We start from the raw sequence: 24,606 nt of genomic DNA, 5'->3' as shown, positions 1-24,606 counted from the left end.
GTTCGCGGCGCGGCATATGGCATGATAATTGCGAATACCGTGCCTGCGACAACGCAACGCAACGCAACGCAACGCAACGCAAGTCGTGCAATCGGCTGCAGGTGGAGCCGGCCTTTGGCGAAGCCTAGCAAATGGAGTGGAAGATGGCTGACTATATCGTCATTGGGACCGGGCCGGGCGGATCGGTTGTTGCATCGCGGCTCGCGGAACTCGATGGTGCAGAAATTCTTGTCTTCGAGCAGGGCCCTCGCGACAGAAACCCGTACATTCACATACCGGTAACTTACTACAAAACTGCGAAGGGATCGCTTCTCTCCCGCTTTGAAGTCAAAAACGGAACCCCTGGACGCTCAGCGGAATTCCCTGAAATGGTTCAGGGCCGCGTCATGGGCGGCGCTAGTTCAGTAAACGCCATGGTCTATATGCGTGGTGTGCCGCAAGATTATGACCACTGGGCAGAATCTGGTTGCACAGGCTGGTCCTACAATGAGGTGCTCCCCTATTTCCGCAAGGCTGAGCACAATGAGCGGTTTTCTGGACCGTCTCATGGCACCACTGGGCCCTTGTGGGTTTCGGATCCGCGGGCCACGCATCCTCTCACCAAAACCTGGCTACAAGCTTGCCAATCAAGCGGCTACCCGTTTAACGCAGATTTCAATTCTGGCGACCAAGCGGGTTGCGGTCTCTACCAAGTCATGATGCGCAATGGGCTGCGCTGCAGCGCAGCGGCAGCCTATCTTCACCCAGCTGAGCGCCGTGGCAACGTGACCGTATGGACTGGAAAGCGTGTCACCAAGATCATCGTTGAGGGTGGTCGTGCCCGGGGCGTGGAGTATATAGAGAAGGGCCATGTCAAACGAGTTTACGCCGACAAGGAAGTGATCCTCAGCGCCGGCGCAATTAACTCTCCCCATCTCCTGATGGTATCAGGCATCGGACCGGCGGCAGACCTTCGCTCGGCCGGCGTTGAGGTAATACACGATCTTCCAGGAGTCGGAAAGAACCTGCACGATCATGTCGACGTATTCCTCATCTACGACCTGAGTGGTCCACATAGCTACGACAAGTACAAGAAACTCCGCTGGCAGGCTGCCGCCGGGCTACAGTACCTTCTGTTTCGTAATGGTCCAGTAACCAGTAATGTCTGTGAAGGCGGTCTTTGCTGGTGGGGGCATAAAGACGAAAAAACCCCGGATTTGCAATATCATTTCCTGCCCGGCGCTGGTGTTGAAGAGGGCTCTGAAACCACGCCCAGTGGGAATGGATGCACCGTAAATCTATACCAAATGCGCCCGAGATCGCGCGGAGAAATTCGCCTGCGTGGCTCAGACATCGATAGCAAGCCGATTGTCGACCCCCGCTATCTGAGCGACCCATACGATGTGCAATGCCTCGGTGAAGGTGTGCGCATTGGCATGGATATTATGGCTCAAAAGGAGCTACAGCCATTCATAAAGAATCTCCACAGGCCCCAAAGCGCGCTTGCAACGGCAGCTGAACGCGAAGCCTTCGTTCGTGAAACTGGCCAAGGCGCACTTCACCCCTGTGGAGCCTGTAAGATGGGTACGGACGAGTTGGCCGTGGTTGATCCGCAGTTTCGGATTCATGGCCTCGACGGTCTGCGCGTGGTGGACACCTCGGTGATGCCCTTCGTGCCGTCGGGAAACCTCACGGCACCCACTATCATGATGGGCGAGCGGGCAGCCGACTTCATCAAAGGAAACACCGCCTGATCCCAAACAGGCAGCCTCATCTCAACGATTGAGATGAGGCGAGACTTTCTGAGAGTGACTAGACGAAACTGAATTACCGCTGATCTTCACTTTAAGTAATCATAATGAGCGCACTCATCCGAGTGAGCCAGTTGCTTAGAGCCACTCGTCAAAATAAAGCGATTTCCCGACCACTCGTCACATGATTCCCTCAATCGCAAAATTCGACGAGCCATAATGATGATGGCATCGCGACTATGCTTTCCCTCGCTAGACACTTCCCATTCAATTTTTGGCACGCTTTTTGCTATTACCACCTTATCATCTTTGTGGTGGAAGCCTTGTTGTGATGCAGCTGGGCAATCTTCCAAATCAATCAGTGCCGGGCAACCGGGTAAGGGGTTCGATGCCGACCGTAACCTTCGAGAATGTTTCGAAAATATTTGCCGACTACGCGGCCATTCGAAATATTAACTTCAAGATAGCTGATGGCGAATTCGTTGTATTCGTTGGCCCTTCTGGCTGCGGAAAAACCACGACACTGCGTATGCTCGCGGGCTTAGAAACGCCGTCCTATGGAAGCATATTTTTCGACGAAGTCGACGTTACGCTAGTTCCACCAGGCCGTCGGGATATTGCAATGGTCTTTCAGAGCTACGCTCTCTATCCTCATCTCTCGACGTATCAAAATCTCGCGTTTGGCCCCCGTGCCCGTCACGAAGATAAGCAGCTAACGGACCAGCGGATTCGCGAAGTTGCGAGGATGCTTGGACTCGATTCACTTTTGGGACGCCGGCCAAGTGAGCTTTCTGGCGGACAACGCCAGCGCATTGCGTTGGGCCGGGCCATGGTGCGACAGCCGAAGGTCTTCCTGCTTGATGAACCGCTTTCAAACCTCGATGCAGCGCTCCGCGCGCAAATGCGCATTGAGATCACAGACCTGCAGCGTAGGTTAGGTGTCACCACGGCCTATGTAACGCATGACCAGGTCGAGGCGCTGACAATGGGCCATCGAATTGCTGTCTTCAACAAAGGCGAGCTATTGCAGATCGATACGCCTCAGCGCCTCTACCAACAGCCTGTCAATGAATTCGTGGCGACATTCATCGGATCGCCTAAGATGAATCTCGTTCCGGGGACTCTCGAAAGGTTCGATCAAAGTGTTTTTTTAAAATGCCTCGGCCGAAACACGCAATTGTCTGATCGTCAAGCTAAGGGACTTCGATCCGGTGACATCTCCAGTGTCAATATCGGATTGCGCCCGCAAGACGTTCATTGGACACAGGATGCGCCTGGCCGGTGTACGCAAAAGATCCGCGGCATTGTACACGCCGTCGAACCTACTGGTGCGGAAACATTTGTCATTGTAGATGTCGATGGCCAATCCGTAGAAGCTCAATTTCCAAGCTTCTCGCAAATTCGTCCAGGCGATCAAGTCGAGCTCGTCTTTGATAGCGAAGATCTCTATGTCTTCGACGCCGCCAGCGGCGTGAACCTGCTCTCCGGCTATGTCCGGGACGGTGAGGCCCTTCTCTTGTCTGCGTAACAGTTGTGGCTGCTCAACAATATGGGCGACACCCCCCCCGGTCTTTCGATGAAATTTGGCCAGAGGTTAGCAATCCTTCCCAAGATCCTCTTAACGGGAAGAGCGTCTTCCTCGACTAGCCGGATGGGCTGCTTCTATCTGGCTTTGCCTTTTCATGGCGCCTCTCTCTATCCACGAACATATTCAGAGGAATGCCCCCTCCGCTCTTGTCCGGCGGCTTTGAACGACTGGTATTTTTGGAATATGAATCGACCACGATGCAGACTATGATGTTGGGATTCGATCTCGAAAAAGACACCCGCATTGGGTTTCGATTTTGCGGGTCATTGAGCTAAAGCGAAGCCCAACTCAATATGCAGTGCTCTTTCCGCGAACGCGATTCGGCTTTTCTACTCTTGCAAATCCTGCCGCTCGGGGAGAACGCACCGAATATCATGGATAACCATCGGCTCCGAACTGGCCCGCAGAAATCCGTCTCGCCGTCACGACCTTCAGGGCTAAAACGCGCGGGAAGCACGCCCTTCTTTCAATCAGCCCGATACGTTCTGCGGGCGTTGACGCCTAGCAAGCTTATCCGTTCGCAGATAATTCATATATCCGAATGCGACGATTCGAGATTAATTGCGACGGCTTAAGAGTGACTGGTTTTGGTTATCTTCGCGACGCCCACCAGCAGATATACTATGCGGCATATTTGGCGACGCAGGGCTTTTAAATGAGGAAAAAGTCAAGAAGCGTATAAAACAATGTCTTAGATATTGATCGCGCGACCATTGCTTAGCCTTTCCAACTTTTTTCTAAGTTCCCCGCAATTACTCCGGTTGGAGTCAGAGCCTCTACGGGCCTAGTGACGCCTCCCGACGCACACCGAAGACAGGGACACTCATGGTGGTTGCTGGACGTCTAATACGTTCAAGCCTGCACACCTCCCCGACCGCCATTGACGGGGAGCTTGCGTGTAGACGTCGCCATCGTTGGTGGTGGCTTTGCCAGCATGTGGACTGCAATCGCTTTGCTGGACCGACGTCCTACTTTGCGTATCGCGATATTAGATGCTTATTGCTACGGATACGGCGCCAGCTCGTGTAATGTTGGTAAGGTTGATGGCTACAGGTCTAGCCTGGAGCTTCTCTCCCATCAGCTCGGTGATTCAGACGCGTTATATGCTGCGCGTCTGGGAGACCGCTCGCAGGATCTGGTTCGCAATTTTTGTACGGCCAGCGGTTGGGATTGTCAGTAGAGTGAAGGCGGCAATCTGCTGATTTCCATGAGCAAAGGACAAGACACCATAATTTCAGGAGCATCGGAGGTCGCTAGAGCACTGGGATTAGCCTCAAGTGTCTCACCAGTATCCCAAGATGAGATGAGACAGCATCTATGGTCTCCGATTTTCCGTGGTGGCTTATTGTATTCCGAGGGCGCGACGGTGCGTCAGGGATGTTTGGCGTATCATCTTCGTTCCGAAATTCTTCGGCGTGGCTGCACCGTCTTTGAGGATACTCTTGTGCAGCGAGCTACGGAAGTGGAAGTGGGTTTTCTTCGCCAAACGCCTTCGGGTGATCTCAAAGCTACAAACGTCGTACTAGCTACAAACGTTGCGCTTGCTGGACTTCCCTCATTGCGTCCGAACGTTAAAAGTTTTTCAAGCTACGCGTGTATGAGCCGAAACGTTCCGGAGGCGGTGGAGACTCATGCTTGGCGGGGAGCGGCCGGCGCCGCAGATCTCGTGTGAGCGGTATGTCTATCGGACTGCGACAAGTGCTCGCAAATCACTGTGATGAGATGTCCCTGGTATCTATTCGCATCCTGACGGAACTTAGAATCGTGATTTCCCTGGAGGATTGTTGTGCCGCTGCGCCGCGCCATGAGCCAATGGCCATGCGGATGGAGCAGCGGCAAGTTAGACCAGCGACCGGCTAGGCCGGCGTTTCCGAGGTTATTTGTTGTGCGATAATTTCTGCGGTCGCAGCCGACAAAGTCCAGCCCAAGTGGCCATGGCCGCTATTGTAGAACACGCGCTCCTGGCGTCCCTTGGCCACGCGCGGAAGCATATTAGGCATCATTGGCCGCAGCCCCGCCCAGGGGATCACACGGTCAGTATCCATTCGCGGGAAAAGCTTGCGGCACCATGCCACTAGAGGTTGGATACGGTCGGCCCGTATGTCCCGATTTTCACCGCGAAACTCAGCAGTGCCCGCTACCCTAAATCGGTCCTCTCCAAGCCGGCTAGTCACAATCTTCGCCTTGTCGTCAAGCAGACTCACCCAAGGTACGGCTTTGCGGCTCGTCTCGCTGTCAAGATGCACGGTGATGGAATAGCCTTTCACAGGATAAATATTCACCCGATCGCCGAGCATTGCCGCCAGTCGTCGCGTCCCGACACCCGCGCACATAACGACGGAGTCAAATCGCCCAAGACTTTGCGCCGTGCTTTCGCCTGGCCCCTTCTTCTGCCAGGCGATCTCGATACCCTGTCCGCCGAGGTGGGTGATCCTCACCACCTCGGCGTTCCCGACAAAGTTCATCCCCAGCCTCGCGCACACGTCGGCAAGACCACGGGTAAATTTGTGGATATCTCCGGTCGAATCCGAAGGAGTGAAATAGCCCCCATAAAACTGTCCATTCAGAGCCGGCTCAATGTCTTTGATTTCAGCCTGAGTGACAGGATGACGGTCCAATCCGCCTTCCTTGAGCATCTGACTAACAACCCCCGCATGCTCGAAACTGGCCTTGTTGTAATAGAAATGCAGAATGCCACGCCGTTCAAGATTGAAGTCAATATGCTCTTTTTCGGCGATCTCGAGCATATATTTGCGAGCGGTCAAAGCAAGGCGGACAGTCTCGACGGTGTTGACATGGTACCGGGGGATTTGGCCGACGAACTCCGCCATCCATGATGCTTTATGCCATGTTGGGGCAGGATGAACCAAAAGTGGCGCGTCTTTTCGCGTCATCCACTTTAGCCCTTTGATAACGGTTGATGCGTGGTTCCAAACTTCGGCATTGCTAACCGAAAGCTGTCCACCGTTGGCGAAGGAAGTCTCCATCGCTGGATAGGGATGGCGCTCGATCACCGTAACTTTGTGTCCACGGTTCAACAGAGCGTATGCAGTTGTCATACCGGTGATACCGGCACCAATGACGGCTATATGGGGCACAGAGCAAACCTCTTGGCTGTAAAATCCACGGCTGTAAGACCGCGGCGACTGTCCCCATCTGTCCCTTGTACCTGAGAGTTTGTCCGGCGGTGCCAGATTTCCCCTTCGGTGGATGACACGACTGATCTGCGCCATCTCTCTCCAGATTGTCCAGCCTCTCAGTCCTTTTGCCTGAGAGTTTCCGGGGGGTTGCTCCTTCGGCGCCGATTAATCCCGGTCTCTCCCGAGAGGCTGTTTCGACAATCGTTGGTCCAGCAAGTCTCATGCCGAAATTCCCGCCGCCGCCTCTACGGGGATCATACTCTGTTTATAGGGTCCCAACCTGTCCGCACAGGACGCTTCGGAAGGACGATTTCAACTCTTCTTCAAAGGCAGACAGCCGACATCAACGCCGCCGCAAACTTTGGCATCCTTTTTGCTATCGTCGAATAACTGCTTCTGGCGTGCTTGAATTTTTTAAGGGACGATGGCTCATGGATAAGTTCGATGACCAAGTCGTCGATAACGACACGGAAATATTGCAAAAGTTTGGCTATACGCAGGAATTGCGCCGGCTGATGTCGAGCTTCGGTAATTTCGCCATGTCTTTCATGGTGATCGGAGTCTTCTGGTGTGCCTGTATCAACATGCAGCAGGGCATTGGCAGTGCCGGCATGTTCGGAGTTAGTGTCGGCTGGCTCATCGGCAGTGCCATCGCCGTATCGACAGCTTTGTCTCTGGCCGAAATCGCATCTGCCATCCCGACGGCCGGCGGCCTTTACCACTGGTCATCCGTATTTGGCGGGCGCGGTTGGGGTTGGGCGACCGCTTGGTTAAACCTCCTCGCGTACACATTCTCGGTCGCGGGGACCGCCGTCGCCATCTACCTGCTCTTCACTCAGATGATCCTCGGATGGGTTCTGCATATAGACACGTCAAGCTGGGGATACTGGCATCAGGTTGTGGGAGTCGTTGTCATCGTGACATCCCAAGCTATTCTCAACCATGTCGGGGTGCGAACGCTTGCTCGATTTGGAGAATTTGGTGCTTATATGACGTTTATCGGCGCGGTCGCATTGCTGTCCATCCTGCTTTACAATATCCACCCGCAGAACCTCGAACACATCTTCACTTTTACAAATAACACAGGCACGCTTGGCGGAGACGTTGTTCCCCATACCGGCAATATTGCGCTTGTTTTGGGTTATGCAATCCTTCTACCGATGTGGATCATCACATCCTATGACGCGTCAGCGCACACCTCGGAAGAAACCATTGACGCAGCGCGAGCCGTTCCGCGTGCGATGGTACAGTCCGCTTCATTCTCAGCGCTGCTGGGTATCGTCATTTTCACAGCGCTCGGTCTCGCTATGGCTGATCAGGACCAGATTGCCAAACAAGGCGCCAATGCGTTCTCTGTCATGTTCGGTCAGACCCAGGCGCCCACCATCGTCAAGGACTTTATCGCGGTCGCACTCGTCGTGGCATCTTACGTTTGTGGCACGTGCTGCCTCACCGGATTCTCGCGTGCCATTTTTGCCTTTGCCCGCGACCGAGGTCTGCCTTCTGCTTTGCGTCTTGTCTCCCATAAATATCGCACACCCGCTGTCGCGATCTGGTGCGGTGCCATCCTTGCGGTATGCACGACCCTCTATTCCTCCGCTTTTTCTGCGCTCATCGCTGGCACAGCACTTTTCTATCAGCTCAGTTATGGAATGGCGATTTGTGCGGCACTCTTTTCGAAGCATCACATTTACGGACCGTTTCGGCTTGGCGGCTGGTCAAAGTTGTTTAGGATCATTGGTATCGTCGGCGGCGTCTACGTCATCTGGGTAGGACTGCAACCACCGACGCAGGTTCTCTTGAATTACTTTATCGGAATCCTGCTTCTCCTGGCTATCGGCTGGTTCGCGATAGAGCGCCGCCGGTTCCCTGGCCCTCCGCTTACACCACAACTTCTAGCGGTTCGCCGCCACGATCTCTCGATAGAGAACACAGTGATCGGTGACTCATAACAGCTTTGACAATAAGTCAACGTCGGCGTTTCGAACGTCTTAGCTTCGCTTATCAGGATCTGTGTGAAAGCGCATCCCGTGAGACGAGCGACTCTATTAGACTAAATGAGACTGAGACTGATGAGAATTGGAGCTATAGCCGGGTAAATCGGCGACTAAGCTAACCTTGGATATTCAGAATGGTGCCGTAGTAAAAACGCGGTGCCGCATCCCAACCTGTTAAACTCGCAATGTTCTCAGATACGGTCGACTAGTGATCAAGAATCGCATCTGATCTCGCCGCTTTATTACAACTTCCTAGACCTGTTATTTTAAACCTCATAACAATTGAGCACGACTTTCACATAAATCCTTTCTAAGGTTCTTGTCTCACGACCAACATGTATTCTCACTCAGGATTTCAAAAGCGTACTTTTGTTGAAATATCAACGTTAGTGTGCATTCTTGGCATGAAAATTGCCATATACAATGGCGGAGGAAGTTGGCGCGCTACCATCGTTAACCCGAAAACAGCGGGATTGATTTTCAGGTGAACAAATGATTCGTGCATCGCCTCTGCTGGGCCAACTTTTGATGGAGCTGGTTCGGCAGAAACTAAATCGATTGGCCTATATTTCGCTGATGGCTCCACTTCATATCTCCGGTCTCTGAACTTAGCCCACCATCCCGAGACACTTGGTGAGTGCCAAGTTCTAGTTCCAGAGGATTGGAATCCAATTTCGCCATTCAATCGTTTTCCACACAGGAGACTAGCTAAAATGAAATTCCGTCGAAATCTATTTAACTATCTTGTTCTGCCGGCCGCGGTCAGTCTGGGCGTCCTAGGAGCAATGGAATCCAGCGCTTCAGCTCAGGAACCGGTCGTATTCAAGATTGCATATTCTTGCGACTACGTGCCGATTTCCACCACGCTTTGCAATGCTTGGTGGAATAATATATCTACTGAATTTGAAGCAGCGAACCCGGGCGTCAAAGTTCAGAAGATCGGGCTTCCCGGCAGCTTCATTGACTTTGAGAATAAGATTTCATTGCTGTTACGGTCTCCCTCGACGGCGCCAGACCTGCTTGAAATATTCGATCAGGACGAAAGCCTTTGGAGTAGCAGCGGTTATCTTCTTCCGCTCAACGCTTATCTGAAGGACCAGCCTTTCTGGAATAATATTCCACAGTCGATTAAAACGCAGAGCTCGATCGCCGGTAAGGTTTACGGTGTCAGCCATGCCGAAAATGACATGGCGCTATACTATGATAAAACGCTGTTTAAAGCTGCTGGTATTCCAATGCCTTGGCAGCCGAAGACCTGGGCGGATATCGTTGTTGCAGCCGAAAACCTAAAAAAAGCAAATCCTAAAACCTGGCCGCTTTACGCGATGTCGGGTGAGGCGGGTGGTCTTGCCATGGTAGGCTATGGCGGTCTGAGCTTTCTACTCGGGTCATCAGACCCGACAATCCTTGATCCGAAAACGGGCAAATGGGTTGTGGATAGCAAGGGCCTTCGTGAAACAATCGCCTTTTACAAGGAGATTTCACAGAAAGGCTTAATCGCGCCGGCGAGTCAGGTGTTGAGCGCACAAAATACCGATAATCTTCCAGCCTTTATGCCGAAGCACCAGGTCGGCATCGCGGTGATGGGTAACTGGATGCCGGATATTTGGTCTAAGGAAGTTTCTAACCCTTATTATCCAGATTCTGCGAAGGAAATGGGATACGCGAACTTGCCGACCATAAACGGCGGTGGCATCGGTATCGCGTCGGCTTTGGTCGGATGGCCACTGGTTGTTTATGCCAAGACCCCGAATCGCGATCTCGCTATTAAGTTTATCGAGCTTGCGATGAAACCCGAAAATCAGCTCTCGGCTGCCATCGAAATTGGTGGACTTCCGTCGCAGACCGATGTTTTGAATACGCCTAGCTATGTAGACGAAAACCCATACCGAGCTAAGTTTGGCGCGCTTATTCCGATCGCCGGTGGTGTTCCCGCCGATCCCAATTTCGCGATCTGGGCGGTAGGCTTTTTGCAAGCAACTGACGCCGTGGTGCTTAACCCAAATATGTCGGTAGATGACGCAATCGCGAAGCTGAAAGATACGGTTACCAACCAGCTTTCCGACGATCAGGTTGAAACGCGATAAAAATCGTCGAAGGGCCAGTCGCATACTTGTAATAGAGAAATCCGATAAACGAGCAGGATCGAGGATACCCGATCTTGCTCGTTGGCCAAGGCTTTGTCAGAGTCTGTTAGAATAAGTAGATGTAAGAGCTGCAGGGGTAAAATGGCAAATTCTATCGAACTGCCACCGGTAGCGCCGGGTAAAGGCGTGAAGGTAAACAAAAATGCCCGTCTCGACAGGGTTCGCTTTCAGTGGTTGAGCGTACCTCTGCTGCTGCCGGCCGGCATATTGCTCGCCGCCTTTCTCGCGCCAATTGGGTATTCAGCTTATATTGGATTTACCAATCTTTCGCTGATTGGGCCTAATTCTGTTAATTGGCATTTTACCGGCATGCATAACGTCCAGGCGATGTGGCGGGATGATCTGTTCGGAAAATCCGTATACCTTACGATCATATTTGTTATTTTTTCTGGAGCGGTGGCGTCAACAGCCGTGGGCTTGTTGATTGCCATGCTGATGCAGCGCGCTATACCAAGCTTAAGGTCGCTCATCGGTACCATCGTCGTATTGGCAACGACGCTGCCCCCAACCACGGTCGCGGTGATCTGGTGGACCGTAACCTCACATGGCGGCATTTTTTCCGAGATGTTAGGAATGGGGGACACAGGCGTTTTATACACTGTTCCGATGCTAGTGGTTTCCTGTGCCAATTGTTGGTCGCTATGCGGACTAGCGATGCTTTTGTTTGCCGCGGCTTTAAAAAATGTCCCTGAAGATATCGTCGAAGCCGCCAAACTCGAAGGGGCAAGCTCAGCTCGTATTTTTCGCCGAGTCGTATTTCCCGTGCTAAGGCCAACCGTATTGACTTCCGCGTTGTTAATGACACTGCTCTCATTCGGTAATTTCACAATTATCTATATCATGACAGGCGGCGGCCCCCAGGATGCAACAAATATCTTACCGGTCTATTCCTACATGGAAGGATTTACCTTTCACAGATTGGGATATGGCGCGATGTTGGGCAACGTGATCGTACTGATTACCGCAGCAATCGGCATTATTTTCGGCGCAATATCCCGTCTGGAGAGCAGAGCGGAACGCCGCGCGATCTGAATTAGACCTAACTTAGTTATTTGCATTTTGACAGGAGACTTTATTTGACCGGCGTTGCATCTCTAGAGAAAGAAAAGCCCTACAAACCAAGCGGGCGGCCTGTGGTGCTTCCCAAGTTTGGACGCGTTACCATAGGTGTTAATATCGGAACATTGTTTGTAGCCCTGATGTTTTCGGTTCCTCTGCTATGGTTAGTGCTGGCGGCATGTGATTCTCAGGCAACGCAGGAACTTCAATGGCCCCATTTTTCAACCATCAATTTTCAACACGCGATGGCGCCCGATTTGATGTGGGCTTTGCTAAACAGCGTGATAATTTCGGGTATTGCGACAGCGGTCGCCACCATCCCAGCCTTCTTCGGTGCTTATTCATTTTCGCGGCATCGGCTCCCTAGCAAGAATGTCATTCTTTTCAGCATATTGTTTTTAGCCGGTGTTCCAATCTCGATATTAATTATTCCAATATTCGAAGTTTTTCAGAGCTGGAACCTTCTATCGCTTCTTCCAGCCTCAATAATCCTTGGAATTACCTGCCTTCCGTTTGAACTTTACATCATCAAAAATGCCATTGATGCTATTCCATTGGATTTGGAAGAGGCTGCCCGGATTGAAAAAGCATCGACACTAAGAATACTTTTTAAAATAATCCTGCCGATCTCCTTGCCGGGGATTGCGGCCGCAGCGATCTATGGTTTTATCATGTCCTGGGGAAATTTTCTAATTCCAATCGTGCTGATTTCGTCGAGCGAGCAACAGCCGAGTCCCGCGCAACTTTTTGGTTTTATAAGCAGTGTCAGTTGTCAATACGGCACGTTAGCGGCTTATTGTATTATTTATTCGTTCCCGGTCGTGGCGTTATACCTTGCATCTTCACGCATATTTACCGCAGGCTTCAAGGTAAGCCGCACAACGCGCTGATTCCGTTTGGGCATTGCCGTCGATTTAATGATTCATATGTCTACCAAGTTTTCCGTCAAATAGCAGAGGAATTCTGTCGTGGCTGTTTCTCCATTTACCATTTCAGTTCCAGATGCTACTCTATTAGATCTGCAGTCTCGGGTGCGGGCTACGCGATGGACTGATTCTGTCGAGGGCGGCGGTTGGGACTACGGGACCGATATCGGCTTTCTCAAAACAGTCATGACCTATTGGAGTGAGGAGTTCGATTGGCGCGTTGCCGAGAAAGAGATGAATCAGCATGAACATGTGCTCGTCGATGCCTGCGGCCTCAAAGTCCATGCCCTGATCCAGCGCGCAGCAGATCCGCTTAGCCCTGCCTTAATTCTTCTGCATGGATGGCCGGATACATTTTGGCGTTATAGTAAGGTGTTGCCCCTTCTTAAGGACTTCACGCTCGTTGTTCCTTCACTACCTGGCTATGGCTTTTCCGAACGACCTACCCGCCGAGGTGTCGGTACGGAGCGCATGGCGGACGTGATGGTTGAAATGATGTCAGCGCTCGGTTTTGAATCCTATTTTGTGCACGGAGGCGATATCGGCGGATTTGTTGCATCCGACATCGCGCACAGACACCCAACTGTGGTTCGTGGCCTTCACATTACAGACCTCGATGGCCATCTTCCAGATGCTATTCCAGCCGATGCGACGAAGGACGAACTCGCCTATTTCGCCTACGTCGCTGAATGGACAAAAAATGAAGGAGCCTATTGGGCGCTTCATAATACGAAGCCGCAAACGGCAGCGGTGGCGTTAAACGACTCACCGGCAGGTCTTGCATCGTGGATCATAGAAAAATTGCGCGCCTGGAGCGATTGCGGTGGTGATATCCTAACGCGTTTCACGATGGATGATCTGCTCACAAATCTGACAATCTATTGGGCGACGCAAACCATTGGCCCGTCGTTCCGGTCTTATTACGAGGGAAACACCACCGGCCGCACCTTCACGATCGACATTCCGACAGGGATTGCGACATTTCCTGCCGAAATTTTAAAAGCACCACGCTCGATCGCCGAGCGCTTCTATAACGTGGTGCGGTGGAGCGAGTTTCCTACTGGCGGCCATTTCACTGCCTTCGAGGAGCCTGAATTATTCGCGGGAGATCTGAGTGATTTTATACGCGGCTTGAGCTAAGAGCGCCTTTCAAAACGCTTGTAAGTAAAGTGGGAATGAAGGAGGAAGCTGTACGGCTTCCTCTTTTGTTTTTGACGAGCTCCGTGTTTTATTTCGGACTGCTTTTCATCATGCCTTGCTGACCCAGCCTGTGAACGTACCCCCTTAATCTGCGGACGTGGCTCACCCTTAAATAAGGGTTAGTTATATGACTGGTTCTTATCCTCGGACCGAGGTTTTGCCTGGACCGGAACGCCGACGGCGTTGGTCTGTGGCGGAAAAGCTGGCGATGGTCGACGAGACCCGTGAACCGGGCGCCACGGTGAGCCTTGTCGCGCGCCGGCGCGGTGTGTCACCGAACCAGCTCTTCACTTGGAGACGCCTGGCCGAACAGGGCGCTTTGACAGCAACCCAAGCCGAGGAAGAGGTTGTCCCGGCATCGGCCTTCCGGGCTCAGCAGGATATGATCCGCGAACTCCAGCGTCTTATGGGCAAGAAGACGCTGGAAACCGAGATCCTGAAAGAAGCGCTGGAGGTTGCAACGGACTCAAAAAAACGGCCGTTGCGGCTGCTGTCGCTGCCACGAGACAGTTCCCCATGACGGCGGTCTGCGAGACGCTCGGCGTGGCACGGTCGAATGTCGCACGCCGCGTCGTACAGGGCCCTTCCAAGCGCCAGGGACGCCCAGCTCAGCCCGAAGAGCCGTTGGTGAGCGAGATCATGGCTGTGATCGCCGAGATGCCGTCCTACGATTATCCGCGGGTATGGGCCGTGTTGCGGCGCCGGTCCGAAGCCCGGGGTGCGCCGTCTGCAAACCGCAAACGTGTCTATCGGATCATGAAGAAGCATGGCCTTCTCCTGCAGAAACACGCTGGTGGCCACGCAGAACGCCAGCACGATGGACGCGTTGCTGTCGAGCAATCCAATCTTCGCTGGTGCTCCGATGGATTTGAATTTGCTTGTGACAATGCGGAGCGCGTTCGTGTCGCTTTTGCCCTCGACTGCTGCGACCGGGAGGCCATGAGCCATGTTGCGACAACCGCGGGCATCAAGAGCGACGATATCCGCGATTTGATGGTCACGGCTGTCGATCAGCGCTTCAGCCGCCTCAACCGATTGCCCACAACCATTGAATGGCTGACGGACAACGGCTCCTGCTACACGGCGGCCGACACACGCCGGTTTGCGCGCGAGATCGGCCTCCTTTCTTTGCACACGCCAATTGAAAGCCCGCAATCCAACGGTATGGCCGAAGCCTTCGAGCGAACCTTCAAACGCGATTATGTGGCGTTCAATCCCAAGCCAGACGCCGCCACCGTCATTCAATCGCTTCCCATCTGGTTTGAACATTACAACGCATTGCATCCGCACCGCGCGCTCGGCTATCGATCCCCTCGCGAGTTCATCGCTCTCAAAGCAAATCCAACTGGTGAGGTCGCACTGTCCGAAAATTAAGGGGCAACAACAGCCTGCGCGCGGGCCACGGCCGCGCTATTGGCATTTACCCTGAAAGGAGTCGCGGCCAGAGGCAGCCGCGACTCCAAATCGTAAGATCATGGTCTGCCGCCAGCAGCGTTTTCCCTAATTTGGTCCCATATGATTGAGACCGCGTAAAGTAATTTTGGGCATCGTGACTGGCGTTTCATCGAGCAATGCGTTTCGCTAAGCTTAAATTTATGTTGAAGTTACAACCCTGGGGTTTTGAGCGACCAAGCCTTCGGTGGCGACGAATCTCCGTCGCTAAGCTTTTTGTATGTCATATCTGTGGGCTTTGTCCCATTCGGGTTGGGGCCATACACAGCGAACATCTTCGCGTATTTAGGTGCCGAGTAGTGACCCACACGTCCTGCGGGAACGCAACCAACATCACCTGCATTCAGCTCTACTTTTATACCATCGACTTCGATAAATAGTTGTCCTTCAACAACATAATTCCATTCAGCATGGAAGTGGCGATCGGTCCAGTACTCAGCTGTCATCTCCCAAAAAGAGAAGACCGGATCAGTCCAGCCTTCAGCATTTAAAGGAGTGATCCACTTGTGCTTCGGACCGTGTTCGCTTTCGAGCATCGGCGCCGGGTATTTGACTTGGTCCATAAATATTTTTCCTGATTTAAGCAGTTAGACAAGCTGCTTTGCTAAAAGCACCTGCCACATGCAGCATGTGAAGCCTGGCAGGATCGATTGCCACCCTCACATCCCGAATTGCAGCGTTATCGTCAAACATCTTCGCTACATTTTCGACAATTATTGTGGGCATCAAATTCCTCTTCAGGCCGCCCAAAAGTTAAGAGCATGTGCATTTATGTCGAACAATGTGGGGGATCGAACATGAGCCCTTGCGGTGACACGAAGCAAACGTCGTGCCAAGACTTGCCTTTTCAATGATGGCTGAAGGCTATGATCACCAGATTTTTTGACATAAGGCGGGCGAAGCGACGATCGCCGCTATGCCGGCCGGCGGTTTTTTTGAGTAGAAAAGTTGGCTGTCTACGCCGCTTGTCTTGCCGCGGCACCACACGATGGACATGCGACACTCCCCCGCAGGCGCCGGCGATCATCCTGCCTGCCAACCCCCTGGCACCCACCAGCCCGTTGCGCAAGCCCTTACGACGCGCCAGAGACGGGTTCGCAGAGCTTTTGATCCGGTGGAGATTTTGAGATCGGATACTCATGAAGCGGATTTAGCCAAATTGAAAACAGATGAGGCAAGCTGACTCGACAGTGGTCGAAGGAAGGCGAGGCCAGTCTCAATCAGTCGCAAATTTTCTTATTACTTCTCCATTCTCCTCAACGCGTTGGCTGGGTCCGCCACCGTCCTCTCCAAGCAATCTGCGTTCAGCGTGAGTACGATACGCCTGATCCGGTCTCGGTGCCCTGGCACAACGCTTGCAGATCACACCTCTAGTGGTATCGGACTAGCCTCGTTCGGTGCGCGCGATTTGGCGATCAGCGTCAATAACCTCGATCATTATCTGAAGGATAGATATCAAATGGCTGGAGAACCGCAGGCCGCAAAGCCGAAAATCGCCATGCTTGGACTCGGCGCTATGGGCTCAGCCCTTGCAAATTCAATCATAAATGGCGGCAACGATTTGATTGTATGGAATCGCGGTGTTGATCGCCGGGAAAGCTTCCGTGGCAAATGCGCCGTCGCAGAAACCGCCGTCGCCGCTTGCGAAGCCGCTGAGCTGGTTTTGTGCTGTTTCCCCAGCTACGATGGAGCCTTAACTGTATTCGATAACAACGACATCAAAAGCGCGCTCAAAGGCAAGACCCTAATCATGATGGGGACCGCTGTCCCAGAGGAAGCGGTCAAGTTCGGCGCTTGGGCCAGCGAGAACGGCATTAATTATCTCGATGCGAAAATCGCCACGACGCCCGTGGAGATTGGCGCCGAGACGACCGTGATCTTCTACGCGGGCCGGCGTGAGCAATTTGATCGCTACGAAGGACCGCTGAAAAGCATGGCCGGCCGCACAACCTATGTCGGCGAGAAAATCGACAACGCCTGCCTAGGTGATTTTGCCTTTCTAAGCGTATATTGGGCGGGCGTGGTCGGCAGCTTGTATGGTGCCGCCTTCTGTTCTGCCACGGGCCTCGACCTTGACCAATATTTCGATTTGACGCAGTCCTTTATGCATCAAGTTGAATCGCAAAATCGTTCATACCGCACAATGATTTTGAACCGCGACTATACCTCCACGGTTAACGTCGCGCTGAATACAGACCTAGGTGCGGCCAAGTTAATGGTAAATGCGACCAAAGCAGCCGGGTTACAGAGCCTGTTTCCTGATACGCTCGTCTCGATCTTCCAAGATGCTGTTGATCGGGGCTACGGCCTGAAAGACGACGCCTCATTGTTCGAGGTATTTCAGGCCAAGTAATTCGAATCGGGCTCATGGACGACTTGGCAAACATCTCAACCGTAAGTGAAGAGAAAAGCAATGGCAATTGTTAAATATCCAGCCGGCCTACTGGAGGCTCCTTCCGGAGAGCCGCGGACCTGGTGGATCAATACTGCAGATCCCAAAGGCTGGATGGAACCCATACTATGCGTATGGGAGCTCGAAGCTGAAGCTTTGACCGCTGAGCTTGGCTTTGATGAGTGGAACTATATGGTGGAAGGGCAAATTCTCATCGAAGTTGATGGGGTTGAGGTTGAACTCAATCCCGGTGACGCGGTTCTAATTCCCGCGGGAGCTTTCGGGCGTTACACTGCTAAGGGATACGCGAAATTGTTCTGCGTGTGGGGTCCTAACCCGAATGCGCTTGGACGTACGAAGTACACGTACACCAAACTGTCCAAATGAAGCATCTGCGTCGTCAGTAAAGACTGCCGGCGATATCGCTTTAAAAGATAAAAACCGTTGGGTTGCATTGATGCGACCCAACGGCTTTTATGCATTTTCTTGTCTTAAAAGCTTGAACGGATTGCTGCGTCGAACCGGTGTTTTATCAAAGGTAGCCCGTCATTGATGGTTCACTATAGAAAGTAGAACGACCAAAGACACAGTCGTTTGAGGCCACCGTGTCCCTAGACTGCTCATTTCGGATTTGCGGTTCAACCATTTGCCTTTCGAAAGTCGAACTGACAATACGGACGAAGGCGATCCACATTGACTGTCGCACCAAGACCGGGTGCATCTGAAACACTGAGCCAGCCATCCTTGATCCGCTCTTCAGGCGCGTCGTCCAAAACTTGCACATATCCATCCGATTCTGGCAGATAGGGATAGATTTCCAGCTGCATGGCATTAGCGCAGGCAGCCCAGGCCTGGAGCGAGGCCGCCGTGCAAAGTGAGGACGCGCAGTTGTGTGGCGAGACTCGGGCGTTGTAAGCTTCTGCCATCGCGGCGATCTGCACCAATTCGAAGACACCGCCGCAATTACCAACATCCGGCATCACTACGTCGACCCCGCCGCTATCGAGCATGTTACGAAAGCCGCTGCGGGTATATACACGTTCGCCTGCAGCTATGGGGAACTTATAGCGCCCGGCGATATTTTTTAGGCCCGTGAGGTTAAAAGCGTCGAACGGCTCCTCAACCCAGAGAACATCAATTTCCTCGCATAAATTGAGCACGCGAAGCAGCTGATCGTTGTTCAGCCCTCCAGATAGGTCGATCATAATTTCAGCTTGGTTGCCGACTACATTCTTGAGTTTGCGGATTCGATCTAGCGTGCGCTGAAAGTCTTCCTGTGTCTGCATCCTACGTTGTGCGTGCACCAACGTCCGCCCCATCTGCTGTGTAGCTAGCGGGTAGCATTTCAAGATTTTATAACCATCGCGCATCGGGCGTTCGGCGGCTTTGGCCCATTCATCGGAATCATTGCAGTGATAGTTCCAGCCATTCGCGTAAACCTGTGCGCGGTCGGCAAATTTTCCTCCGAAGAATTGGTAGACAGGAACGCCGGCCGCCTTGCCCTTGATGTCCCACAGTGCCTGGTCGATGGCGCTGATAGCGGCAAACACTATGGCGCCGCCGCCCTTGGCCCAGAATGAATTATCATAAAGCGTATGGTAGACGTGCCGTGGATAATTTGGGTCTGCGCCGATGATACGATATGCGACGTCCGACACCATGCCAACGGCGGCGTGAGCTCCCATGCCGTAAGCGACAGCAGCTTCGCCCCATCCGGTAATTCCGGCATCGGTTTCAACCTCAACTAGTACTGGGCGAACGCCTCCGGAGGGAACATGATAGGCACGAACATTAGTAACACGCATGCGAAAATCTCCAGGCTGAGGAAAATTTGTATTGATCGATAACGCGCCCGCGGTGAAATCGTTTCATGGCGAGCATGGCGCTAATTAGATTTCCTTGCTAATCGTCGATCGATGCCATTCTACAACCCGTCGGCGTCAGCAATTGATGGGAGCCTGTGTGCAATGGCGAAAGAAAACTGCCGTCGTGCGCACAAGCGAAGGTGGCGCTCAACGTAGTTAGGGATTGGCTACAAAGATTGTCAGGCATCGCGAGCGTCACATAGAATAAGGGTTGGCTGAGATTTTCAGCTTCACTCCATTACTGCAAAGGCTGTGCCATTGGCTTCGCCAGCCCCACTCGCAAACCGCTACCGGATGAAACGTTCGAATTTGGCTAGGTGGGAGTTGTTATCACAAGCTTCGTCGCAATTCATCGCAAATCGTCTCATCCGAAATAGGCCGGGGATCGCTACCGACCCATCGCGGACCATCGCCATGGTGCCGGATCAAGCGCTGGCAAGCTTGGCCTATGTTATGGGTCTAGCCCGCGCATGACCGCTCTCAATTCTCGTACGCCGTTGCCGAGTTGCCGCCGCATTAACGTTCTTAGAGTTGCCGCGTCGGCATATCCCACCTCTGCCGCTATCCTCTCGATATTTTGCCCCATGGCGAGGAGATGCTGAGCACGCTCCACCCGGAGATCTTGAACGAAAGCAAGTGGGGACTTTCCCAACAGACTTTCCATGCGACGTTGCAGAGTGCGCGGACCCACCGCCAGTGCCGAGGCTGCCGCCTGCAGTGAAAACCCCGATGCGAGGTGCTCTCTTGCCCATCTTTCGAATTTAGCGATCAGTGGATCGGAGTGAGCGAGATGATCCGGCATAATATGCCGACCATGGAACGACCCGCGAGCATCCAACATGTAACGGGCAACCAAGTCTGCAATTTCGGGACTCGACCGTCGCATCAACCATAATGCAAGGTCCATATGACCCATAACCGCACCAGCAGTGACAACATTACCGCTCACTGCGATCATCTGAACATCGCTGAGCCGTGTCGTTGGGTAGCGCTGCCTGAAAAAGGGCGCCAAGGACCAGCTAGTTGTCGCGTCGACGCCATCCAGTAGGCCCGCCTCGGCAAGGAGAAAGGTTCCGATGCACGCGCCTGCCACGGCACAGCCACTCTCATGCCAAAGGCGCAACTGCGCGACAGCCCTCTTCACGTCCTCCCGTGATAGTGCCTGGCTCAGATGGTCAGGTCCTTTCGCATTCAATGCCGGCACTATCACCCAATCCGGATACGCCGCCACGCTCACCGGCTCAACCAGAACGGTAAGTCCCAAGCCAGTGCGAACTTGCTTCTGCATTCCAACAAGGGTGACATTAAACAGAGGGAAAGGGATGCCTTGAGCAGCTGCCAGCTCGTTCGCTGTAGAGAAACTGTCCAGGAGCACCGTCAGGCCGGTATCAAAAACGCCATCAAGCACCAAGATGGCCAACTGCATGTCGTGAATGACCCCAAGATTGACATGATCGACCCTAGCTCGCGAACGGGCGGAAATCTAGGCTCTTGGGCGAACGGCGTTGCAAACCACCGGAGATCCGCCATGACGTCCTCTCACTTGCATGACCTAAGCGATGATCGCATCGCTATTGTTTACGGTGCCCCCTCAAATCCTTCTCATCAGAGAGAAGCCCTTTCTCTTTTTGAGTTTGAGGCTACTTTGGAACGCTTGAGACAGGCCATTTCTGCTCATGATCTGTGGCTAATCCATGAAATCAACCCTCAGATGCTCGCCGCGCGTGCTGACTACGCCATGCTGCCTGCCCGCCAACTTCTAGTCTTTCATCCTCGCTATTTAGAAAGATTGTTGATTGCAGATCCCAGTGCTGTCCCGGAAATCCCGTTAAAGTTAATTGTGTTATCCATGCCTGACTATACGGTCACCGTCAGATATTGCACAGCCACAGCACTGCTAGGACGTTACCCAACCCTCACCACACTCGCAGCTGAGTTAGACAAAGTCTTGGAGAGTCTGGTCTCGGAAATTTGCTGAGCCGCTCAATTCGGGAAAAATGCTATGGTCAAAAAACATTCTACCTATCTTGGCTCGTTCGTGCGCTGTATCTTTGGGATGATCCAATGGGTAGCCTTCGGCAGTCCCTGATCATAATCGATAAAAAATCATCGTACACGGAAATTCACGACCATACCGTTGTCGAGCTTCTCTACATCCTCATGACTGTCGCTGTCTTAACGAAGCTTCCAAGGCGATAGCATCGCGGCCATTCCGTTGATTCATTTTCCACGTTTTCGATCCCACTTGAATATGCCCTTTATCTCAAGGCGCCGTCTCGATAATCCACAAAGGGGATCGCATGGAGTTTCCCCATGTTTCCTAAGCCTCACACCACGAGCTGAACTTTTTCACCGCTTCCTCACTCGTGATGACATTCTGTTGCCAGTGACGGCTTGAAGTGAGCCGCGCAAGCCACCGACATCCTAACTACCAACGCTTTTTTCTTGGAACGCCGTTTTTATAACGGAAATTGGTGCCGGTCATTTTTGAATTCTCTCGGCCGTCCTCTAGAGATGAATTCTGTCTCTTCAACAACACTTGGTAACGCCTCATCTCATCGAGACAAGTTCTGCTAGACGGCACATCGGTCTAGTAATGTTAAACGTCCAATAGACAGGTTTCGCCGTAATTTAATTGCTGGTGCATAGATCTCGCTTTCGTGCCAAGCGCGAGCTAGCGCACGTGATGGAAATTCTAGATCACCGTCCAGTCACCAGATGCTGTGCCTTCTAGGGCTTCAGGCGAACCACCACGGACGACATAGCGTCCACCATATGCAGCAACCGCGGCTTCTACCATGGCGGGATAGCCCGACGCGGAATAGGCGGCGGGGTCAAACAATGTAATCTGCGCGAGAGCATAGGCTTTTGGTTCCGCCGCGTACGCAACTTTTTCTCGCCGGCTGATAAAATCAAGTTTAGCGTTGTCATTCCTGATTTCTCTAGTCTTAGGGTCATGCGGAGGAAGCTCAGTCGCTATCTTCTTTCGTCCAGCAGCCTCGCGTGCTCCGCCGTGCTCACCGCGAATAGCACCGTCGAACTCCAATAGCGCCTCCGCGCTGTTCTCGTTGCCGGCGATGAGTTTATCGACGATCTCAACCGGGCGAAAAGGTTGAGTTTATTAAGAGTCATCTATCAACTGGGCCAGATCTCTCAGCGGGGTAATACGCTTCGACAACCCGACGCCGGCGTCTTTAGATCCGAGATCGATTCCAAGGTGGGCCGTTATCATAGCAGTGGCGGCCCCGCCAACGGCCGATATTACCGGCCAGGAATTTTGCGCTACTTTTAGGATCTCACTGCCAACATCGACTTGAAACAGATGTTCAAGTCCCTTTGCGGTGGCAGCTGCACCGATCGATCCGGTGACTATTTTTGTAGCGGCGGACCCGATGCGGATGTTACGCGCTGCGTTGCCAGGACCAAGGTTCAGTTGAAACCGAATTCGATCGATCGTGCTCTGCTGCAAGACCAATTCGGGTATCTCTGTGGCAAGCTTCTCTTCCAAAAGGTTGAAAGAGGCGGATCGCAGAGCCGCTTCGATACCACCCTCGACCGCAGCACGTCGAAATTTTTCAACCAAAGCTCGCCACGCATCACTTCTGGCCAGAGCGATGACCTTCTCCCACAACGGGACCCAATAACAAACTTTATCGAATACTCCCATGATCGGTGTTTTTGACAAACGCTCAAATCCGGTTTGGATTTGGGCCGCATAGGTGATTTGGTTATGTCGACTTACGTCGGGGAGAAAATTGGTCAGCCAAGTAGTCAAACCCGCATCTCTATCTACTTGAGGGCTTGTCCGGTTTGACCCTGTCAAATAGGCGCTTGTATCCAGATAGCCCGCGGTGATCGTGTGCCGCAAGTGAGCGGCAACCTCCGGCGCAAACGTTTCCTCAACATAATTCATTGCCCTGGTTGACGTTTCAAAAATATGGCCGCTTTTCACAATCAAACTGCGGGCGCGGACTAGCTCCTCAGCAATCGGGTCGTCGATTCTGAAGCTCTTTTGATAGTTGGCGAACGTTTTCAGATGCTGGCGGAAGTACCTATGAAACACTTTCTCTTCGATACGACTTTCAACGAACCGCTCTTCATTTACTCCAAAATACTTTGCAAGCGCACTGAAGTTAGCAAAAAGGGAATCCCTGCCACGAGTGATGTGCTGCAGAAGATCATAAAACTCCTTCGATTGACTGTGCGCATTTGGATCTAAAACTTGTCGGAGCGCTTTGCGCGACGCTTCACTCTTGAAGTCCGCAGGAAACGCGTGCCACCGTACTTCTGATCGATGAAGGTAAGCATCCATCACTTTGAAGAAGTTTGGACCTCTGCGGCTCTCCATTAGCAGGGGACTGTATGTTGGCAACCTGACGTTCTCTGGGCGGTTCGCCACAGCGGCGTTCGCCTGAGCAATTTCTCCACCGATGATGATGAAGCTGATTGAGTCGAGAGCCCATCCTTCTGTGACAAGAATTTTGCCGCCAAATAAAAGCTCGATCATTCCGAGGAGCCGGGTTCGGATGAGTTCGGGCTTATAGCTATCCTGACCTGACTCAGGAGCAATATCATGACTTTGCACGGGAGCAATCAACCGACTATCAAAGCCATCTAGAAGAAGCGGGCGCTTCGGCACGGTCATCTCCTGCTGCAAAATCAAAACTGCTTTCAGACAAAACGCTTTCGGTCATTGTGCTTGAGCCTGCCCTTCCTGGACTAGCCTCATTTGGGTCTGGGATCGCGGCTTTAGCCATTGGAGATGAGGTAACGCGGCGGTAATTATGGTCCAGCTCCAGACCCCGCAGGGCGATGCCAAACGCCAAGCTTTGCGAGTTCAGCGAAAACCTTTGTTGCGCCGAACTCACAGTGCAGGAACGCGCAGACCACATCGCGGAGTGGGTTAGGTGTTTAGTCCCGGCATTTGATGGAGTGGATTTACTCTGAATCTTTCTGGCTCATTTGTCCAGGTTTTGCAGATGAACTGATGAGGGGTCAGGCCTCTAACAGGTTGCGGAAATTTAGATGCATGACGGGCGCTGATCTGATTCTCTGGTTCTGTTGGGATTGGAGTGTCAGATGCGTGGGACAGACGAGCAGACAGGGGCCT

Annotated in this window: 17 protein-coding genes, 3 pseudogenes and 1 riboswitch; of the genes and pseudogenes, 12 read left to right on the top strand and 8 right to left on the bottom strand. The window is 52.7% G+C overall.

The features are described 5' to 3' along the window. Window positions 1–143 precede the first annotated feature (143 nt). The 3 genes and pseudogenes from ACELLULO517_RS26130 (at window position 144) to ACELLULO517_RS29095 (ending at window position 4,990) form a co-directional block, all read left to right on the top strand. Window positions 144–1,733 (top strand): GMC family oxidoreductase, encoded by a 1,590-nt coding sequence (locus ACELLULO517_RS26130; protein WP_227310437.1) that lies wholly within the window; start codon window positions 144–146, stop codon window positions 1,731–1,733. A 328-nt stretch (window positions 1,734–2,061) separates the two neighbouring features. Then, entirely contained in the window at window positions 2,062–3,258 is a 1,197-nt protein-coding gene (locus ACELLULO517_RS26125; RefSeq protein ID WP_227310436.1) for an ABC transporter ATP-binding protein, read from the top strand. Window positions 3,259–4,198: 940 nt separating this feature from the next. Continuing rightward, window positions 4,199–4,990 (top strand): annotated as a pseudogene (locus ACELLULO517_RS29095) (NAD(P)/FAD-dependent oxidoreductase). A 184-nt stretch (window positions 4,991–5,174) separates the two neighbouring features. Here the strand turns inward: ACELLULO517_RS29095 and ACELLULO517_RS26115 are convergent. Next, window positions 5,175–6,416, bottom strand: coding sequence for a D-amino acid dehydrogenase (locus ACELLULO517_RS26115; RefSeq protein WP_227310434.1), 1,242 nt, complete (start codon window positions 6,414–6,416; stop codon window positions 5,175–5,177). Window positions 6,417–6,565: 149 nt separating this feature from the next. Next, window positions 6,566–6,652, bottom strand: a riboswitch (glycine riboswitch). Between the two features lie 237 nt (window positions 6,653–6,889). On the opposite strand from ACELLULO517_RS26115, the gene ACELLULO517_RS26110 reads away from it, so the two are divergent. Then, on the top strand, window positions 6,890–8,410 hold the full coding sequence (locus ACELLULO517_RS26110) for an amino acid permease (protein ID WP_227310432.1): 1,521 nt from the start codon (window positions 6,890–6,892) through the stop codon (window positions 8,408–8,410). A 400-nt stretch (window positions 8,411–8,810) separates the two neighbouring features. Here the strand turns inward: ACELLULO517_RS26110 and ACELLULO517_RS26105 are convergent, their stop codons facing one another. Continuing rightward, window positions 8,811–9,041: a hypothetical protein gene (locus ACELLULO517_RS26105; protein ID WP_227310430.1), complete on the bottom strand. Its 231-nt coding sequence runs from the start codon at window positions 9,039–9,041 to the stop codon at window positions 8,811–8,813. A 127-nt stretch (window positions 9,042–9,168) separates the two neighbouring features. On the opposite strand from ACELLULO517_RS26105, the gene ACELLULO517_RS26100 reads away from it, so the two are divergent. The 5 genes from ACELLULO517_RS26100 to ACELLULO517_RS26080 all read left to right on the top strand — a co-directional run bounded on the left by ACELLULO517_RS26100 (window position 9,169) and on the right by ACELLULO517_RS26080 (window position 15,161). Next, on the top strand, window positions 9,169–10,542 hold the full coding sequence (locus ACELLULO517_RS26100) for an ABC transporter substrate-binding protein (protein ID WP_227310428.1): 1,374 nt from the start codon (window positions 9,169–9,171) through the stop codon (window positions 10,540–10,542). Between the two features lie 141 nt (window positions 10,543–10,683). Then, on the top strand, window positions 10,684–11,634 hold the full coding sequence (locus ACELLULO517_RS26095; protein WP_227310426.1) for a carbohydrate ABC transporter permease: 951 nt from the start codon (window positions 10,684–10,686) through the stop codon (window positions 11,632–11,634). Between the two features lie 44 nt (window positions 11,635–11,678). Beyond that, complete coding sequence (locus tag ACELLULO517_RS26090) at window positions 11,679–12,551, top strand: carbohydrate ABC transporter permease (protein WP_227310425.1); 873 nt, start codon at window positions 11,679–11,681, stop codon at window positions 12,549–12,551. Between the two features lie 78 nt (window positions 12,552–12,629). Next, window positions 12,630–13,727, top strand: a complete 1,098-nt coding sequence (locus ACELLULO517_RS26085) for an epoxide hydrolase family protein (RefSeq protein WP_227310423.1) — start codon at window positions 12,630–12,632, stop codon at window positions 13,725–13,727. Between the two features lie 187 nt (window positions 13,728–13,914). Further along, window positions 13,915–15,161 (top strand): IS3 family transposase gene (locus ACELLULO517_RS26080; RefSeq protein WP_227310421.1). Its coding sequence is split into 2 segments (ribosomal slippage): window positions 13,915–14,254 and window positions 14,254–15,161, totalling 1,248 coding nucleotides; the frame shifts between segments, so codons are not numbered across the junction. Between the two features lie 230 nt (window positions 15,162–15,391). Here ACELLULO517_RS26080 and ACELLULO517_RS26075 read toward each other — a convergent pair. Continuing rightward, a complete protein-coding gene (locus ACELLULO517_RS26075; RefSeq protein ID WP_227310420.1) occupies window positions 15,392–15,802 on the bottom strand; it encodes a cupin domain-containing protein in 411 nt (136 codons plus the stop codon). Between the two features lie 845 nt (window positions 15,803–16,647). On the opposite strand from ACELLULO517_RS26075, the gene ACELLULO517_RS26070 reads away from it, so the two are divergent. Together ACELLULO517_RS26070 and ACELLULO517_RS26065 are read left to right on the top strand one after the other, a co-directional pair. After that, window positions 16,648–17,592, top strand: coding sequence for an NAD(P)-dependent oxidoreductase (locus ACELLULO517_RS26070; protein ID WP_227310418.1), 945 nt, complete (start codon window positions 16,648–16,650; stop codon window positions 17,590–17,592). A gap of 60 nt (window positions 17,593–17,652) precedes the next feature. Next, window positions 17,653–18,018 carry a cupin domain-containing protein gene (locus ACELLULO517_RS26065; protein WP_227310417.1) on the top strand — a complete coding sequence of 122 codons (366 nt, stop codon included), beginning with the start codon at window positions 17,653–17,655 and terminating at the stop codon, window positions 18,016–18,018. 251 nt (window positions 18,019–18,269) lie between these two features. Here the strand turns inward: ACELLULO517_RS26065 and ACELLULO517_RS26060 are convergent, their stop codons facing one another. After that, entirely contained in the window at window positions 18,270–19,436 is a 1,167-nt protein-coding gene (locus ACELLULO517_RS26060; protein WP_227310415.1) for a mandelate racemase/muconate lactonizing enzyme family protein, read from the bottom strand. A 511-nt stretch (window positions 19,437–19,947) separates the two neighbouring features. Further along, window positions 19,948–20,922 carry a GlxA family transcriptional regulator gene (locus ACELLULO517_RS26055; protein WP_227310414.1) on the bottom strand — a complete coding sequence of 325 codons (975 nt, stop codon included), beginning with the start codon at window positions 20,920–20,922 and terminating at the stop codon, window positions 19,948–19,950. Between the two features lie 102 nt (window positions 20,923–21,024). Between ACELLULO517_RS26055 and ACELLULO517_RS26050 the strand changes: the two genes are divergently transcribed. Continuing rightward, window positions 21,025–21,474: a DUF302 domain-containing protein gene (locus ACELLULO517_RS26050; RefSeq protein WP_227310413.1), complete on the top strand. Its 450-nt coding sequence runs from the start codon at window positions 21,025–21,027 to the stop codon at window positions 21,472–21,474. Between the two features lie 595 nt (window positions 21,475–22,069). Here ACELLULO517_RS26050 and ACELLULO517_RS29090 read toward each other — a convergent pair. The 3 genes and pseudogenes from ACELLULO517_RS29090 to ACELLULO517_RS26035 all read right to left on the bottom strand — a co-directional run. Further along, window positions 22,070–22,338, bottom strand: a pseudogene (locus ACELLULO517_RS29090) (DUF1330 domain-containing protein). Window positions 22,339–22,617: 279 nt separating this feature from the next. Next, window positions 22,618–24,135, bottom strand: a complete 1,518-nt coding sequence (locus ACELLULO517_RS26040; RefSeq protein WP_227310411.1) for a hypothetical protein — start codon at window positions 24,133–24,135, stop codon at window positions 22,618–22,620. A gap of 264 nt (window positions 24,136–24,399) precedes the next feature. Beyond that, window positions 24,400–24,501: pseudogene (locus ACELLULO517_RS26035) on the bottom strand (IS481 family transposase); the annotation flags it as partial. Window positions 24,502–24,606 lie beyond the last annotated feature (105 nt).

This window comes from Acidisoma cellulosilyticum, assembly GCF_020621385.1.
Classification (GTDB): domain Bacteria; phylum Pseudomonadota; class Alphaproteobacteria; order Acetobacterales; family Acetobacteraceae; genus Acidisoma; species Acidisoma cellulosilyticum.
This window is presented reverse-complemented; position numbering and strand designations above follow the sequence as displayed.